Source organism: Pseudoalteromonas haloplanktis ATCC 14393 (assembly GCF_000238355.1).
Taxonomy (GTDB): domain Bacteria; phylum Pseudomonadota; class Gammaproteobacteria; order Enterobacterales; family Alteromonadaceae; genus Pseudoalteromonas; species Pseudoalteromonas haloplanktis.
The window spans coordinates 175,118-189,409 of sequence record NZ_AHCA01000009.1 but is presented as its reverse complement, the minus strand read 5'-3'; the positions used below and the strand labels follow the sequence as shown (position 1 = coordinate 189,409).

Genomic DNA, 14,292 nt, shown 5'->3' with positions numbered 1-14,292 from the left:
TCAATATGAAACTCAATCCTAAACAAGATGAAGCGGTAAAATACATTAGTGGGCCATGCTTAGTATTGGCTGGAGCGGGATCTGGAAAAACTCGTGTAATTACTAATAAAATCGCTTATTTAGTGCAAAAATGTGAGTACCAAGCGCGAAATATTGCAGCTGTGACCTTTACTAACAAAGCGGCTAAAGAGATGCGTGAGCGGGTGATGCAAACGTTAGGTAAGCAAGAATCAAAAGGTTTATGGGTTTCAACTTTTCATACCTTAGGGCTTGAGATCATTAAAAAAGAACTTACAACGCTGGGCTTTAAACCGGGTTTTTCGTTATTTGATGATCAAGACACCAATCAGTTATTAGGTGACTTAACTGAAGAAGAATTAAAGAAAGACAAAGATCTACTCAATCTACTGAAAATGCAAATAGGCAGTTGGAAGAACGAATTAATTCTACCAGAGCAAGCCATTCGTGAGGCCCGTGAACCACAAAAAGCTTTATTTGCGCAATTATATGCTCGTTATCAAATTCAGCTACGTGCTTACAATGCACTCGATTTTGATGATTTGATCATGATCCCGACTATTTTACTCACCACCAATGCTACCTCTCGCGAGCGTTGGCAGCAGCGGTTTCGCTATTTACTGGTGGATGAATATCAAGATACCAATACCAGCCAATATCAATTAGTTAAGTTGCTTGTAGGTGAACGCGCTCGCTTTACTGTGGTAGGCGATGACGACCAATCAATTTATTCATGGCGTGGGGCACGACCGCAAAACTTAGTGTTGTTGAGTAAGGATTTTCCGGGCTTACGATTGATTAAGCTTGAGCAAAACTACCGCAGTGCTGGGCGAATTCTAAAAGCAGCCAATATTTTGATCGCCAACAACCCCCATGAGTTTGAGAAAAAGCTATTTAGTGAACTCGGTTATGGCGAGCCGATCAAAGTGATTGGCTGTCGTGATGAAGAACACGAATCAGAGCGTGTGGTTGCAGAGATCATCTCGCATAAGTTTATGAAGCGCACTAGCTATAAAGACTACGCTATTTTGTACCGTGGTAATCATCAAGCCCGAGGCTTTGAAAAATCACTAATGAGCAACCGTATTCCGTATAAAATTAGTGGTGGTACCTCGTTTTTCACTCGTTCTGAAATCAAAGACATCATGGCGTATTTACGCTTACTAGTGAATCAAGATGACGATAATGCGTTTTTACGTATCGTAAATACGCCGCGCCGTGAGATTGGCACAGTGACGCTTGAAAAACTGGGAACCTTGGCGAATGAAAAACATGCTAGTTTATTTGCCACCTGTTTTGATAATGACTTAGGCTATCGCTTAAAAGGGCGAGGGTTAAATTCGCTAGCGGGCTTTGCTCGCTGGGTGGTTGAACTGTCGGACAATGCAGTGCGTGGTGATACGCTTGAAGCCGTAAAAGATTTAGTAAGACAAATCAATTATGAAGCATACTTGTACGAATCATCGCCCAGCGCTAAAGCAGCCGAAATGCGGATGAAAAATGTTTCAGAGTTATATCGCTGGATCACTGATATGCTCACAGGAGATGCGGATAATCCACCGCTGACGCTAGCGGAAGTGGTTAGTAAGTTAACCCTACGTGACATGCTAGAGCGCAATGAAGAAGAAGACGAAAGCGATGCAGTACAATTACTTACCTTACATGCATCAAAAGGTTTAGAATATCCTTATGTGTTTATGGTGGGCATGGAAGAAGGGTTATTGCCACATCAGGTCAGTATTGATGAAGATAACGTTGATGAAGAGCGCCGCTTAGCCTATGTAGGCATTACCCGCGCGCAGCAAGAGCTGACCATGACCTATGCGAAAATTCGTCGCCAATTTGGCGAAACATCGCAAACCGAGTTGAGCCGGTTTGTTCAAGAATTACCCCAAGATGATTTGGCCTTTGAAAATAAAAAAGCACCGAATACCCAAGCCGAGCGAATGGAAAAAGGTCAAGCAAGAGTTGCTAATTTACGCGCGATGTTGAAAAAGCCAGAGTAACTGAATTACGCTTAATTTAATAATTGCTCGGTAGCAGGCGCAGATGTTGCAGTGGGGCTATTAATGGCATGCTGCTTACCTATGAATAGCATTAGCCCATGGCTGTCGAGCAAGGCTCTATAATTGAGGATTGAAGGGCCTTTTGCGATCACTTTAACTTGTTTTATTTTAGTAATTGCGAGTATGCCTTGCAGTTGTAAATCAAAGCTTTTTTGTTGTAGCACTCGTTTACTAAAAGTGGAACTAAGTAGTAAATAATCAAAATTAAGCTCGCAAAGTAAATTAAGTTCGCAACGATCTTTGGCAAAATCATTTAAACCAATTGAATAACCTAGCTCACTGAGCATTTTCAAATTACTAATTTGCACAGCGGAAGCGTAACGGATCTCTTGCTCATTAAATAATAAACAAATTTGTTTTTTTATACTCTGACTTTGCATCGTTTGACACAATGCTTGAAACTCAATTTTCTCAAGTAATAGACCAGAGCATGGAAATAACACCTTATCCAATTGCGCTGCCTGGATCTGTTGGCAGGCTTTGGTTAATAATTGTAGTTCAACCTCGAGTTGCTGTGCTTTATCTGCGGCAAACTTCTTTAAGATTTCAAAACTAGTGCTACCAAGTACAGGATGCTCGCCGAATGCTTCAAGTAAAGATTCCGATTGATGCTGTTCATCGAGGGTGATGATTTCAGAGCAGCGAAAGTGCATTGGTAAAGAATCTAAGTGATGGCTACTCTCTAACTCATAAGTACTCGTGCCAGCACTGAGTAAGGGGTGATAAAACTCAAAGCGGCTGCGGCCTGCATTTTTGGCGTAATACATAGCGGCATCTGCATCACGAATAATTTCATCAGTATGCTTATAGCTTGTTTTAGAGTAGGTAATGCCGACACTTGCACCACTTTGTACACAAATACCTTTCATGCAAAATGGTTTTTTCATCAGTTCTATTATGCGTTTAGCTACATCTTCTGCTTGCTGGCGATCGGTTAAGTGAGTTAATAAAATTACAAATTCATCGCCACCTAAGCGAGCAAGTAAATCATGCTCACGAATGCACTGCGAAAACGACTCGCTAACACCAATTAAAAACTGATCCCCCGCTTGATGTCCTAATTGATCGTTAATATCCTTAAATTTATCTAAATCGATAAACAGTACGGCAAACTGCTGCTCAGGGTAGCGTTGATAATGCTGTAAGGTTTTTTCTAGCTGAGTTAAGAATAAACTACGGTTAGGTAATCCGGTGAGCGGATCATGATGGGCATCATGGTATAGCTGTTGTTCTATTTTCTTACGCTCTTCAATTTGCATTTGTAAATGCATATTGGTTTGACGAATTTCTTTGGTTTTTTCTGCGACTCTATGTTCTAACTGTTGATGACTCTGTTTTAAGGCCTGGGCTGCTAAATGAGCCTGCAAAACAGTGGCGATCTGATGTGAAACGAAGGTGATAAGTTCAAAATCGTCTTGGTCAAAAACATGTTTATTATTATATGCTTGGCAGGTTATTAGGCCAATAACACCTTGCGCAGTTTTAAGTGGTGCTCCCAGCCAACTGGTTGCTGAATGTAAGTCAGTGCAAGGCTCTGGGCGTTCTACTTCGCCAGATTTTAGAAGCTTCTCGGCACGAGCAGAGTCGATTAATTGGGTTTGCTCGGTACGAAGTACCAGTTCGCTGTAACCTTTAGCAAAAGGGCGCGGCTTGGTGTTTTCGTTAAATTCATCCACACAATAGGGGAAATTTAACCAGCCGGTTTCTCGGTCGTACAAAGCAATATATAAGTTTTTAGCGTAAGTTATTGATTTTATTATTTCATGTACTTGTAAGTAGACTTCATCAATGTGCTTAGTTTGTGTTGCTAATTCTGAGATTTTAAATAGAATTTGCTGCCGTGCGAGGGTTTTTTTATGCTGCTCTACTTCAAGGTTAAGTGCTTCATTACTTTGCGTTAAAGCGCGGGTTCTTATTTTTACTTCTGATTCTAGCAGTTCACGCTTTTTAACCCGCTCGATAGCTGTCGATAAATATAAAGACATCACTTCCAGAAGTTCAATTTGTTGCTCAGAGTAACACTGTTCTTTATCGTAGCTTTGTGCGACTAGCACTCCGATAATGCGCTTCTCTCGATATACAGGTACACCCACCCAGTGTTCTGCGGGTGTGCCAAGTACTTTGAATAATCCTTTATCCGCAGCGGCTTGCATTTCTTCACCTTGGAAGTAGGTGGTTTTGCCTTGTTTAAACACATAGCCAGTAACGCCTTGAATAAAATTGTGATCTTGATTAAGAGGCACCGAAATACCATCTTTTTCATCAGCAAAATAAGAAAGCTCCAATGTGTTACTAAATTGATTTAATAGCACCACGTAAAAGCTTTTGCTAGGCACATAATCTTGCAAAATATTGTGGATTGCAGGGTACAGTAGTGTTAATTCGGCAACAGAGCTGGCTTGCTCTGATAATTGGATCAGGGCATTTTGTAAGTGGTGGGATTGCTTATATTTTTGGACTAAAGCTTTTAAACGATTATTCTTATGCTCTAGTTTATGTAATAAAGCCGCTTTATCTTCCAATGACAGTAACCGATTTTTATTATTGTATATTTATTGGGCTTATATTTTCACTTTTTAGGCGAATCGTCAAGCGGACAATAGTATTAGAAAGTGATAATAATAAATAGTGATAAAGGTAGGGGATGCTTTATTTTTATAATAAAAAAGGCTGATTTAAATCAGCCTTTATAAAAATACAGTACAGTATTAAGTATTAATTTTTGCTCATGAACTCAATGGCGGCTTGTAGCTCATCATCAGAACAATCCATACATGTGCCTTTTGGCGGCATTGCATTAAAGCCATTAATAGCATGATTTAAAAGTGTATCAGCACCTTTAGCTAAGCGTGGAGCCCAATCATCAGCTGATTTTGGAGCACCAAGTGCGCCAGTACCATGACATGCAAAACATGCAGCTTGGTAAACTTGTTCACCAGTGCGAGGACCTGTTGGCACTTCAGCAACGGCTGCTTTATCGCCTTCAAAGTAAACGGCACCAACTGGTGCGATACGTTTTTTGATCGCATCTTCAGTCATAGAGTTATCATATGGCTGTGCGTATGCGGTGGTTGCTAGCAATAATAATGCAGCTGATAGTTTTTTCATTTTGCCTTGCTCACTTCGATTTGAACGTGATCAATCACGATAGATGACGGAATTTAGAACGATTATAACGCTTAGCCGCAATTTATAAAACGCTACGATGGATTTTTCTTATGAAAAAACACTCTTTTTTGCGCCAGCGCAATAAAATCGCTCTCGCAAAGCAATTGATTTACGGCTTTTTTAAATTTGAGTTAGCTCATTTTTAATACGGCACTGACTAACTTTTCAATGCCTGCATCGGCATCTAAAATAGATTCTGCAAGCATGTATGCTGGTGTGCTTACGAGTTTGTGTTGCTCGTCAATAACAATGTCATTAACTGGGCAAGTAATGTGCTGAGCCCCTAATTTTTGTAATGCATCGGCAGTATCAACATCATTGCCTATGGTTGCTTTAACTCCATTGCCGTAGATCAACGGGATCATAGCGGGTGCTATACACATATAACCTGCTGCTTTATTAGTATCTGCAAATGCTTTTCCTACACGCAGCATCTCAGCGTGTAATTGTGCTTGTGTGCCATTAATAGCAAAATCACAGAGGTTTTTAGCTGCGCCAAAACCGCCAGGTACTATTAACGCGTCAAAGTCATTAGCGTCCAATTCGGATAGTGCTTTTATATCCCCTCTGGCAATACGTGCCGCTTCAACCAGTACGTTGCGATTTGGCTGCATTTCTTCGCCATTGAGGTGGTTGATGGTATGTAATTGTTCAATATCAGGGGCAAAGCATTGGTAGCTTGCGCCAGCTTTAGCAATGTGTAATAAGGTTAATACGGCCTCGTTGATCTCTGCACCATCATAAACCCCACAACCTGCTAAAATTACAGCTATTTTTTTCATATTATTGGCCCTTATTTATGTTTCATAAAGTTAGTTTAGCATGGCTTTTTAGTGTTCGTCGTGACCTTTGTAAGATCATTTTATGATCTTGCAGATGATCGATTAAAGATTATTTTTACTTTTTTAATTCATCTGAGGATGAGTAAAAACGTGCTATATGCTTTTTTAAAAGAGGAGTAAGAGGAAAAAATTATAAAGGATCACTATGATCTTTGATCCATTGTGATAGAATGCTCGTCCGGTTATTTACAAGGGATGAATTAACCGTTATTAGTTGTACCAAAAAGCACAATGAAGGGAAGCGATAAAATGCTTTTCCACATTGCTATAAAAATAATAAAAAAAGAACCTCGCATTATCTTTTTTAAATAAAACAAACGCTTACTGTTTTTCTGGGTAGTTTTAACTACTTTGGAGGAATCCTTTGTGGGTGTTATCTACATAGTTATCCACAGCTTGCTCTTATTTGCTTGCTTAAACAAAGTTTAATTGGCAGTCGTTTTATGTGTGCCCTTATGGCATGCTTATAATTATTTCGTTTTCTCTCATTTAGGATCCAATTACACCATGGCTCAGATCCCTGAAAATCCACTTATTTTAGTTGATGGCTCATCATATTTATTTCGTGCATATCATTCACCACCACATTTAACTAACTCAAAAGGTGAGGCTACAGGCGCTATTTATGGCGTAGTTAATATGATGAAAAGTTTGATCAAGCAGTACGATCCCAGTCATATGGTGGTGGTTTTTGATGCTAAAGGGAAAACGTTTCGTAATGATATGTACAGTGAATACAAGGCCAATCGCCCACCGATGCCTGATGACTTACGTACGCAAATAGCACCACTACATAATATTATTAAAGCGATGGGTTTTCCGCTTATTAGCATCGAAGGTGTAGAAGCCGATGATGTGATTGGCACATTTGCACGCATTGCCTCAGAGCAACAGCGTCATGTATTGATTTCAACTGGCGATAAAGATATGGCTCAGTTAGTTAATGAGCATGTCACTTTGATCAATACGATGACTGATAGTATTTCAGATCCTGAAACGGTGCTTGAAAAGTTTGGGGTTGGCCCTGAGCTCATTATCGACTACTTGGCGTTAATGGGCGATAAAGTCGATAACATTCCTGGTGTAGATGGCTGCGGCCCTAAAACAGCGGTTAAGTGGTTGCAAAAATATGGCTCATTACAAGGTGTGCTTGAACATGCTGGGGAGATCAAGGGGAAGATCGGTGAGAAACTGGCTGCCGCTGTTGATCATTTACCACTAAGTTATGAACTGGCTACGATCAAATGCGACGTTGAGGTTGAATCTGATCTAGACACTTTCAAACTGCAAGAGCCTAATCGTGATGAATTAATTGCCTTATATGGCGAATGTGAATTCCGTCGTTGGTTGGCTGAATTACTGGATAATCCAAAAGATGCCGATACCCATTTGGCTGTGCCAAGTGAAGCGAATGAACTACCTCAGGTTGCAGACGCTCACTATGAAACCATTCTCACACAGGCACAATTAGATACCTTAGTTGAGCAACTGAATAAGGCTGAACTTTTTGCGTTTGATACCGAGACGACTAGCCTTGATTACATGCAAGCCAAACTTGTTGGGATGAGCTTTGCAGTAAAAGCTGGTGAAGCGGTGTATTTACCTATAGCCCATGATTACCCAGGTGCGCCAGAGCAGTTAAGCTTAGAGACGGTAATGGCTAAGCTAGGGCCAATTCTAGCAGATGAAAATAAAGCGAAAGTAGGGCAAAACCTTAAATACGATAAAAGCGTATTAGCCAATGCTGGCTTTGAGCTCAAAGGTATAAAGTTCGATACCATGCTTGAATCTTACGTATTTAATAGCGTAGGCACGCGTCATGATATGGATTCATTAGCACTTAAATACTTAGGTCATAAAAATATTAGCTTTGAAGAGATTGCTGGTAAAGGCAAGAAACAGCTAACCTTTAACCAAATTGAACTTGAAAAAGCCGCGCCGTATGCCGCTGAAGATGCGGATATTACTCTGCGCTTGCATGAGGTGTTATGGCCAAAAATAGCTGCAGATGAAAAGCTTAAATCAGTGTTTGAAGAGATTGAACTACCGCTGCTGAGTGTTATTTCAGATATTGAACGTACCGGTGTCGCAATTGATAGTAAAATGTTAGCAGCGCATAGCCAACGTTTAGGTGAGCGACTCATTGAGCTGGAAAAAGAAGCTTTTGACATAGCTGGCGAACCGTTTAATTTAAGTTCACCAAAGCAGCTACAAGTGTTGTTGTTTGAAAAACTTGAACTACCGGTTATTAAAAAAACCCCGAAAGGTGCGCCATCTACCGCTGAAGAAGTGCTGCAAGAGCTCGCTCATGATTACCCATTACCGAAAGTGATCATTGAGCATCGTGGTTTATCTAAGCTTAAATCGACTTACACCGATAAACTGCCGTTAATGGTCAATGAGCAAACTAACCGTGTGCATACCTCTTACCATCAAGCGGTTACAGCAACGGGACGCTTAAGTTCTACCGATCCTAACTTACAAAATATCCCAATTCGTTCAGAAGAAGGGCGCCGCATTCGTGAAGCTTTTATCGCAGCGGATGGCTACAAAATAGTGGCAGCCGATTACAGTCAAATTGAACTACGGATCATGGCGCACTTATCGCAAGATAAAGGTTTGCTCAATGCGTTTGCTAATGGCCTTGATGTACACAGTGCTACTGCTGCAGAGGTATTTGGTGTTACGCTAGAAGAGGTGACGACTGATATGCGCCGAAAAGCCAAAGCGGTTAACTTTGGTTTAATTTATGGTATGTCGGCATTTGGCCTCGCGCGTCAACTTGATGTACCACGCCATGAAGCACAGCATTATATTGATAAGTATTTTGAGCGCTTCCCAGGAGTGCTTGAGTATATGGAATCAACCCGTGAAAAAGCAGCTGAAAATGGCTACGTTGAAACTATTTTTGGCCGACGTTTACACTTACCTGAGATCAACGCCCGTAATGGTGCGCGTCGTAAAGGAGCGGAGCGTGCTGCAATCAACGCACCGATGCAAGGCACAGCCGCCGATATTATTAAAAAGGCCATGCTAACGGTAAATAAATGGGTGTATGAACAGGCACCAAGTACCGTTAAGTTACTAATGCAAGTACACGATGAATTGGTATTTGAAATCAAAACAGACTGTGTAGAGCAATATACAGCTGAGATTTGTCAGTTAATGTCAGATGCGGCAAAACTCGATGTCCCCTTGGTTGTTGAAGCCGATAGTGGTGACAACTGGGAACAAGCTCATTAATTGAGCCGACGACTATAAAAGCGCCTTCTGGCGCTTTTTTATTTTTAACTCGCTGCTGTTAATTATGCGTTAAAAAAAAATATTATTTGTAGGATTCGTTATTTGTTTATCAATTCTGCTAGTTTGTACCTGTATTTAGTTTATTTCTCACTATTAGTTTGGTAAAGTCCGCGCGTCCTCATCCTGTAGGACATCCTGTTGATGATGCACTCGCAAGGGTGCAACGTATTGATAGCTTCTCCCCAGTTTGCTATACCAACCCAGTATTAATTTACTGGGTTGTTTTTTTTATCTCGCCATTGCACTTCACTCTATCAGTGCTAACATCAATATAATTCTCATTATTAAAGGAATGCGTTATGTTTAAAACTATGGCTGTCGCCACTTTGTCCCTATCTAGTCTACTTTTGGCACCACTTGCGAATGCGGCGTGGCATGTTAATAATGATCAAAGCAAAGTGAGCTTTATCTCGATCAAATCAAATAGTATTGCTGAGGCACATTACTTTAAATCGGTCTCGGGTGGCTTATCTGATCAAGGTCAGTTTAAAGTCGAAATTGATTTGGCATCTGTTGAAACGATGATCCCAATTCGTAATGAGCGCATGACCAACTTGTTATTTGAAACTGCTAAGTTTCCTAAAGCAATTATCACTGCTGATTTAACTAAGCGCTTACAAGCAATCGCACCAGGGCAGCACCTATTAAAGGGGATTAGTGCCGAACTTGATTTTCATGGCAATAAAAAAACAATTAAATTTGATGTGTTAGCAAATATGTCGCCAATGGGTGATATCACCATTTCATCGCTTAGCCCAATTATCATCAATGCGAGTGATTTTGCTGTAACAGAAGGGATTGCCGAGCTGCAAAAATTAGCGGGCTTACCATCAATTGCAACCGCTATTCCAGTAGACTTTTCATTAACGTTAAATAAAGATAGATAATGCAAAGTTTGCCTGAGCTTGCCAAATTGCTTGAGCAACCAGGCAAGCCTTTTGATGATTGGCAGCCAGTACATTGTGGTGAGTTGCCAATTGAAATCAATGAACAAGGTGACTGGTTTTACGCCGGTAGTAAAATTAATCGCCTTGCCATGGTTAAGCTATTTGCTGCTGTGCTTTGTAAGGAGCAGGGAGCATATTATTTAAAAACACCGGTCGAAAAAATAGCTATCACAGTACGTGATGCACCTTTTATTGTGGTTGATTGGTGCTTTGAAATGACGAAGCAAGGTCAAGTGTTGTGTTGTACCGATAATTTAGCGAGAACTTGGTTAATTACACCATCACAACCTATTGTAGTACAGCACTATCAAGGGCAAGTTGTGCCATATATCCAATTACCGAATGGTTGTAGCGCGCGAGTTTCTAGAAGTGTGTTTTATCAGTGGGCTGAAATAGCCGATACTGATCAGCAAGGCTATTTCATTCAATCTGCGGGTCAACGCTTTTACTTATCGATGTAATTACGCGTCAGTATCTGTTGTTGGTTCTGCATCAGCTGGCGGGGTTGCAACGATCGGTCCTAAAAACCACTCATCTAATTTTTTTGCAACTTCAGGTAATCCAGTGCCTTTTAACGATGAAAATGCATGTACGGTAATGTCACCCTCTAATGTGCTTAATTCGCGACGAACTTGCAAAACTTGTGCTTTACGTGCACCTTGCTTTAGTTTGTCTGCTTTAGTTAATAGCGCTAGCACCGGAATTTCACTGCTAGTTGCCCAGTTAATTAAATCACGGTCTAAATCTTTTAGAGGGTGGCGAATATCCATCAGTACTACAATACCTTTTAAGCTTTGACGCTTTTGCAGGTATTCACCAAGTGATTTTTGCCATTTCTTTTTCATTTCGATTGGTACCTTAGCAAACCCATAGCCAGGTAAATCGATTAGTCGCATATTATCAACATCAGCTAATTCAAAAGTATTGATCAACTGGGTGCGACCTGGGGTTTTACTGGTACGTGCTAACTTTTGATCTGTTAAGGCATTAAGGGCGCTTGATTTACCAGCATTAGAGCGGCCAGCAAAGGCAACTTCAATTCCCGTATCAGTAGGTAATTTAGTGATATCTGGGGCGCTGGTTACGAACGACGCAGTGTTATATTTGATACGAGATTTGAGCACAGGCTCTCCTAGAAACTTAATTTAAGTATTACAGCGAGTAAACTTTCTTATTAAAGTTCACTTAAGCGGTGCATTTTATACTATTACTGGCGTATTAAAAAGCTGATTTGGACTAAGATAGCAGCCTAAAATAAGCAAAAATGATAGCTCTAAAGCTTAATCTAGGTCAAAACCCTATAATTTATAAGTTTAATATGAGTAGAAAACGTGCCAGAGAATTTATTATCGTGTAGAATATATAAATCACAACATCCATATTGTAGATGATACAGGGTCGGAAACAGAGAATTCACCATGAAAAAAATAGCACTATCTTTAACTATATTGCTTGGTGCGTTGTCAGCAAGCAACGCAACAGCATTTGATGGCGATGTAAACGCAGGTAAAGAAAAATCAGCAACGTGTGCGGCTTGTCACGGCCCAGACGGTAACGCGCCGGTTAATATCTACCCAAAACTTGCAGGCCAGCACGCAGATTACATTTATAAGCAACTTGTCGATTTGAAATCAGGCATGACTTCAGGTGGTAAAGAAGGTCGTATGGACCCTGTCATGAGCGCAATGGCAATGCCATTAAGCGATCAAGACATGAAAGACGTGGCGGCTTATTTTTCGTCACTAAATATGTCTGAAGGTGCAACCCCTAAAGATGTAGTTGAAGTTGGCGCCATGCTTTATAAAGCCGGTGATGCAGAGCGTGGTATTCCAGCATGTGCAGCATGTCATGGCCCTCGTGGTAATGGTTCATCATTAGCTAAATTTCCAAAGATCTCTTTTCAACATCCTGAATACATCAAGTCACAACTTGAAAAATTCCGTGATGGTACACGCAATAATGATTTAAATGGCATGATGCAAGATATTGCTAAAAAGCTAACAGACAAAGATATCGAAGTGCTTTCGAAGTACCTAGGCGGTCTACACTAAAGTAGTATGGTTTAGTTTTATTTTTAAGACTAAACTCTACATTAGTTACAAAAAGCAGCGTACGCTGCTTTTTTTGTACCCGTGTTCTAGTTGATATTTCCCTCTTTCTTGTAAGACATTGACCATACCAAGCTGTAAGCTAAATCTTATTTTTATTTTTGTTTTTATTATAACTTGTTGTAATTTAATGTTTTCACAATGTTGCAATTTATGTTGTGTAAGAAAAGTTATATAAATTAGTTGTAACAAAATTATTAATGCGTAAATTAACCCCTGTCGCTGAAACAATAAGAACAAAATGGATTAAACTACACGGAAAGTAGTGTGACACGATTATCGGGGATAGGCATCGGTTGATGTCACCAAGGGAATATTAAAAAAGAGTCAATGAAGACCGAGAATAATAAAATCTCATGGAAGTTTAAAATAACAATAAAATGGAATGTTACACGGAAGGTAAAAATAATAACAATATGGATAAGTAAAATAATAACAATAATAAAGACTAAAAAGTCGAAGGGAGAAGTGTCCAGTTAAATGGTCGCTCAGATTAGCAGGCGGTAGAGATGTTTTCTCTACCGCCTTTTTATTTGTCCTGTTACAATAGCCACCGTTTAGAAAGTGCGCTAGTAGTCGAGTTACCCAACCTCAATCCGCACAAACCGAATTCTTCTGGCAAGGCCAGCATTGCAACGCCAAAAACGCGCGTTGTGCAAAACCTCTTAAGTGAGATGATCAAGATATGAGCAGAAAGAAAAAGTCACGTAAAATCCCGTCTAACGGTCCGGTTCGTTTAAGCCAAGATAAGCTTAAAGAAATGCGTGCGTTAAAAGAGCAACGCGTTAAAAAAACCAAAGGTGCTAAACCAGGGTCACGTAATTCGATTGAGACTTTGCAACCAGAAAGCAAAACCAATCAGCAAAATAAAGACAAGCGTGTTGGCAGCAAAAAGCCAATTCCTTTGATTGCTGTTGCGCCTGAGCCGGTTATTGAACTTAAACGTAACTTAAAGCCACAAGTTGAACTGAAAAAAGTCGTACAACCTGAGCTTTCACCAGAGCAAGAACTTGAAGCGCTAGAGAACGATGAGCGTTTATTAAAACTGGTTGAGCTGCATGAAAGTGGCCAAATGTTAACTGGTAAAGATGCTAAATACTTTAATAGCCGTATTGCACGTCATCAAGAGTTATGTGAATTGCTTGGCATTGAAGACGATGCAGATGACTTTGCTGACGAACAGTTCAGTGACGAAGGCAATAGCGATTTTGATCATTATTTGTCGAACGATTTAGCCAACGAGTGGTTAGATGATGACGAGGATGATAAATAATGAATATGCTGATCTTAGCTCTGTGTGTTGGTGCTGTGATCATTGCAGGGCTGGCATTTTATGCTGGCCAATTACTGTATAAGCTCAGTGCGCAAAAAAAGCTAATAGCGAAAGAGCAAGCAAAGCAACAAGCCAAGCTCGCTCAATCGCGTTTAGAACGCAATGCAAAGCTGGCTGATAGCATTCATCTAATCGCTCGCGCAATGCATCAAGAGCAGTGTGAGTACTCTGAAGGATGCTTGCGTATATGGGTGCTAATGTCGCAATATAGCTTTGCAGACGATGATGATTTATCAAAACGTTATCCGGGCATATTCGCAATGTATGAAGTCGTAAAAGAAATGCCAACTCATGATGCGCGTAAAAAATATTCTAAAAAAGAAATATTTAAACAGGATACTGTGCGCTGGCGTGCTGAAGAAAGTAATGCCGAGGCAATCAAAGCTGATTGTGAGAAAATCCTTGAAGATTTCAAAGCAGCGCCAGGCAGCGAGAATGTGGTTTTTAATTAGATTTGTGATAACACATAAAGCAAAAGCAGACCTAGGTCTGCTTTTTTGTGCGTGC

Annotated in this window: 11 protein-coding genes; 7 read left to right on the top strand and 4 right to left on the bottom strand. The window is 40.4% G+C overall.

Annotated features, from left to right (window positions below):
- Positions 1-5 precede the first annotated feature (5 nt).
- Positions 6-2,024, top strand: coding sequence for a DNA helicase Rep (rep, locus tag PHAL_RS0116700; protein WP_016709576.1), 2,019 nt, complete (start codon positions 6-8; stop codon positions 2,022-2,024).
- An 11-nt stretch (positions 2,025-2,035) separates the two neighbouring features.
- Here rep and PHAL_RS0116695 read toward each other — a convergent pair whose 3' ends face one another.
- The 3 genes from PHAL_RS0116695 to elbB all read right to left on the bottom strand — a co-directional run bounded on the left by PHAL_RS0116695 (position 2,036) and on the right by elbB (position 6,034).
- Positions 2,036-4,606, bottom strand: coding sequence for a diguanylate cyclase domain-containing protein (locus PHAL_RS0116695; protein ID WP_016709575.1), 2,571 nt, complete (start codon positions 4,604-4,606; stop codon positions 2,036-2,038).
- A 193-nt stretch (positions 4,607-4,799) separates the two neighbouring features.
- On the bottom strand, positions 4,800-5,192 hold the full coding sequence (locus PHAL_RS0116690) for a c-type cytochrome (RefSeq protein ID WP_016709574.1): 393 nt from the start codon (positions 5,190-5,192) through the stop codon (positions 4,800-4,802).
- A gap of 191 nt (positions 5,193-5,383) precedes the next feature.
- Positions 5,384-6,034: an isoprenoid biosynthesis glyoxalase ElbB gene (gene elbB, locus PHAL_RS0116680; RefSeq protein ID WP_016709572.1), complete on the bottom strand. Its 651-nt coding sequence runs from the start codon at positions 6,032-6,034 to the stop codon at positions 5,384-5,386.
- Positions 6,035-6,601: 567 nt separating this feature from the next.
- On the opposite strand from elbB, the gene polA reads away from it, so the two are divergent.
- The 3 genes from polA to PHAL_RS0116665 all read left to right on the top strand — a co-directional run bounded on the left by polA (position 6,602) and on the right by PHAL_RS0116665 (position 10,805).
- Entirely contained in the window at positions 6,602-9,337 is a 2,736-nt protein-coding gene (polA, locus tag PHAL_RS0116675; RefSeq protein ID WP_016709571.1) for a DNA polymerase I, read from the top strand.
- Between the two features lie 359 nt (positions 9,338-9,696).
- Positions 9,697-10,284: a YceI family protein gene (locus tag PHAL_RS0116670; RefSeq protein ID WP_016709570.1), complete on the top strand. Its 588-nt coding sequence runs from the start codon at positions 9,697-9,699 to the stop codon at positions 10,282-10,284.
- Positions 10,284-10,805: a DUF1285 domain-containing protein gene (locus PHAL_RS0116665; protein ID WP_016709569.1), complete on the top strand. Its 522-nt coding sequence runs from the start codon at positions 10,284-10,286 to the stop codon at positions 10,803-10,805. Before PHAL_RS0116670 ends, PHAL_RS0116665 begins: the two co-directional genes overlap by 1 nt.
- Here the strand turns inward: PHAL_RS0116665 and yihA are convergent, their stop codons facing one another.
- Positions 10,806-11,468 carry a ribosome biogenesis GTP-binding protein YihA/YsxC gene (gene yihA / locus PHAL_RS0116660; protein ID WP_016709568.1) on the bottom strand — a complete coding sequence of 221 codons (663 nt, stop codon included), beginning with the start codon at positions 11,466-11,468 and terminating at the stop codon, positions 10,806-10,808.
- A gap of 294 nt (positions 11,469-11,762) precedes the next feature.
- Between yihA and PHAL_RS0116655 the strand changes: the two genes are divergently transcribed.
- The 3 genes from PHAL_RS0116655 (at position 11,763) to PHAL_RS0116640 (ending at position 14,237) form a co-directional block, all read left to right on the top strand.
- On the top strand, positions 11,763-12,395 hold the full coding sequence (locus PHAL_RS0116655) for a c-type cytochrome (protein WP_016709567.1): 633 nt from the start codon (positions 11,763-11,765) through the stop codon (positions 12,393-12,395).
- A 742-nt stretch (positions 12,396-13,137) separates the two neighbouring features.
- The gene (gene yihI, locus PHAL_RS0116645; RefSeq protein ID WP_016709565.1) at positions 13,138-13,725 is read left to right on the top strand and encodes a Der GTPase-activating protein YihI; all 588 of its coding nucleotides are present in this window, start codon (positions 13,138-13,140) and stop codon (positions 13,723-13,725) included.
- On the top strand, positions 13,725-14,237 hold the full coding sequence (locus PHAL_RS0116640) for a DUF2489 domain-containing protein (RefSeq protein ID WP_016709564.1): 513 nt from the start codon (positions 13,725-13,727) through the stop codon (positions 14,235-14,237). The genes yihI and PHAL_RS0116640 overlap by 1 nt, the downstream gene beginning before the upstream one ends.
- The last annotated feature ends 55 nt before the right edge of the window (positions 14,238-14,292 follow it).

What these genes read in the sequence shown, in the direction of transcription:
- elbB (WP_016709572.1), bottom strand. Translation starts at nt 6,034, where the DNA reads ATGAAAAAAATAGCTGTAATTTTAGCAGGTTGTGGGGTTTATGATGGT.
- PHAL_RS0116670 (WP_016709570.1), top strand. Translation starts at nt 9,697, where the DNA reads ATGTTTAAAACTATGGCTGTCGCCACTTTGTCCCTATCTAGTCTACTT.
- yihI (WP_016709565.1), top strand. Translation starts at nt 13,138, where the DNA reads ATGAGCAGAAAGAAAAAGTCACGTAAAATCCCGTCTAACGGTCCGGTT.
- PHAL_RS0116640 (WP_016709564.1), top strand. Translation starts at nt 13,725, where the DNA reads ATGAATATGCTGATCTTAGCTCTGTGTGTTGGTGCTGTGATCATTGCA.
- PHAL_RS0116665 (WP_016709569.1), top strand. Translation starts at nt 10,284, where the DNA reads ATGCAAAGTTTGCCTGAGCTTGCCAAATTGCTTGAGCAACCAGGCAAG.
- polA (WP_016709571.1), top strand. Translation starts at nt 6,602, where the DNA reads ATGGCTCAGATCCCTGAAAATCCACTTATTTTAGTTGATGGCTCATCA.
- PHAL_RS0116690 (WP_016709574.1), bottom strand. Translation starts at nt 5,192, where the DNA reads ATGAAAAAACTATCAGCTGCATTATTATTGCTAGCAACCACCGCATAC.
- PHAL_RS0116655 (WP_016709567.1), top strand. Translation starts at nt 11,763, where the DNA reads ATGAAAAAAATAGCACTATCTTTAACTATATTGCTTGGTGCGTTGTCA.
- rep (WP_016709576.1), top strand. Translation starts at nt 6, where the DNA reads ATGAAACTCAATCCTAAACAAGATGAAGCGGTAAAATACATTAGTGGG.